General features: G+C 39.3%; 2 protein-coding genes. Both read right to left on the bottom strand.

Annotation, left to right across the window (positions count from 1 at the left end; all coding sequences use genetic code 11):
• Window positions 1-314: 314 nt before the first annotated feature.
• Entirely contained in the window at window positions 315-752 is a 438-nt protein-coding gene (locus Q0X72_RS13885) for a hypothetical protein (RefSeq protein WP_297766642.1), read from the bottom strand.
• On the bottom strand, window positions 746-2,098 hold a 1,353-nt coding region (locus Q0X72_RS13880; protein WP_297766639.1), incomplete at its 5' end, for an adenylate/guanylate cyclase domain-containing protein. The genes Q0X72_RS13885 and Q0X72_RS13880, both read right to left, overlap by 7 nt.

Raw genomic sequence — 2,098 nt, 5'->3', positions numbered from 1 at the left:
CAGCAACCCTACTTTTAAATGCTTCATTTGCTTTCGTTTTGTGCTAAGTTAAGTCATCCAAATGTGATTTTATTGCTTAGGCAGACTCAATATAACCAATACTTCCGGGAGGTCCGTACCTTCAGTTGCCAATGCAATAAATTTGAATCGGATGCAATACTTGTTATTCAAGTTTTTCTTGTGAACAATAGCCTCAAATATGGCATTGGGAATCTGAAATCCCGTCCTCTGTTTTTTGAATCCGTATCAGGAAGAAATCATAGGGATCAAGGGTAACTTGTAAGACTCTGTACATTCACAAACTTCATAAAACATTATGATTTTATTACAGGCAAGCCCATTTTCTTCAGGAGGTTTACGAAACGGGGTTCATCTCGTAAAAAGGTAAATAGAGGGTCAACACTTATATAAGGCATATTGCTATCATGTTCTTCGTATGCTTTTTCGAGCCATTCTAATGATTCCTCTTTCTTTTTTGCACGACAATAAAGAGTTGCTATTTGCCAGGAGGGAAAATAGATCGAATCGCGATGTGCGATCATCATCTCGGCAGTACGTTGCATAGCCAAATTGTAGCCGCCTTCTTCAAACCCTTCTTCAAGAGATTTTAGCGCCAGCTCATTTTTCTTTAAGCTGTATATTTTTTTAGCGAGTTCTAATGATTTTTGAGTATCGCCCAATTCCTGATAGACCGCCCAAAGCGCTGGCAGTCCAATACCTTGGTCTGGTTCAATTTCAATTAGTTTTAGCAATAATTCAAGGGCTTCATCATAAGTGCCTGTCCATGAATGGACATATATAATGTATTAAATGGATCTAATTCCATTGCAAGTTTGCTATGCGGAAGCCCTTTTTCAGGATCGCCCATGATTGCCAGAAAATGGGAGTAATAAGCCTGTGAAAAGGCGTAATTTGGATTTATTTCAATGGCTTTCAAAAACTCTTTTTCTGCTTTTTTCCAATTCCAATCTCCCCAGGTGTATTTAGTGGCCATACCAGCTCGAATTTCAACAAGAGAACTATCGAGCATCAGCGCTTTATTTCGTGCAGCATCAACTTTTTCAGCGACTTCCTGATAAGGTAAAAATCCATGTTGTACATAGGCTCCCCAGGTTCTGGAAATACCTAGATAAGCAAGGGCATAAGTAGAATCAATTTCACTGGCTAATTGGAAATAACCCATAGCACGTTCAAGGTCTGGTCTCGTACCTAGCTCCCAGTAACCCATACCCCTTAAATAAGCTTCGTAAGCATCAGGGTCTATAGGCTTAGATTCGGTTAGTAATTTTTCTTCCTGGGGAGTCAGATTTATATGAATTTGCTGAGAGATCTCTTTGGCAATTTTCTTAGAAAGATTCGATATCTGTCCCTTTTCAATATAGAAATCGTGCACCCATAACTGCTGCTCTTCAGGAAAAGCACTTACCAATTTAACCTGGATACAAATTTCATCTCCATAGCAAGTCACAGAAGTTTCAATAGCTGCGTCTATATTAAGTTCGGTGGCTATTTGGGGGATAGATTTGCCTACGTCTCTGTAGGCATTGGCCGTTCGTTTGGAAGGTACCCTCAAGGCACTTATTTTTCCCACATCCCCTATCAGGGCATCATGTATACCTGCGACCACATAATCAAGGGAGTCATCTCCGGTAAAATTGTCAAATGGCAGAATAAGTAATGATGATATCTCAGAAGACTCTGTTTTGAAATAATTTCGGATCCAGGGCCCATTGGCAACAATCAATAATAACAAGACAATATAGGTATAGATCGATCTGCTAAGTTTATGAAACAGGCTTTTCCCTTGAAGTTCCTTTATTTTGGCAGCAGTGGGTACTGGCAATCCATCTTCAACTATGGCGTAGGTATTTACCAGATAACTAACATTTTTTAATTTGACCTTACCTAAGGATTTTGTTTTAACAGCGGTTTCGGCCCTAATAGATTTTTGAATGGATTCTGATATATAAATTCCACCCGGGTCAGCGACAGATTGTAATCGAGAAGCAATATTCACCCCATCGCCAAAAATATCTTCGTGATCAAAAGTGATGTCACCAAGATGCAATCCGATTCGAATTTTCTCTTTGATCAGTTG

The organism is uncultured Muriicola sp. (genome assembly GCF_947258935.1).
Classification (GTDB): Bacteria; Bacteroidota; Bacteroidia; order Flavobacteriales; family Flavobacteriaceae; genus Muriicola.
This window is presented reverse-complemented; position numbering and strand designations above follow the sequence as displayed.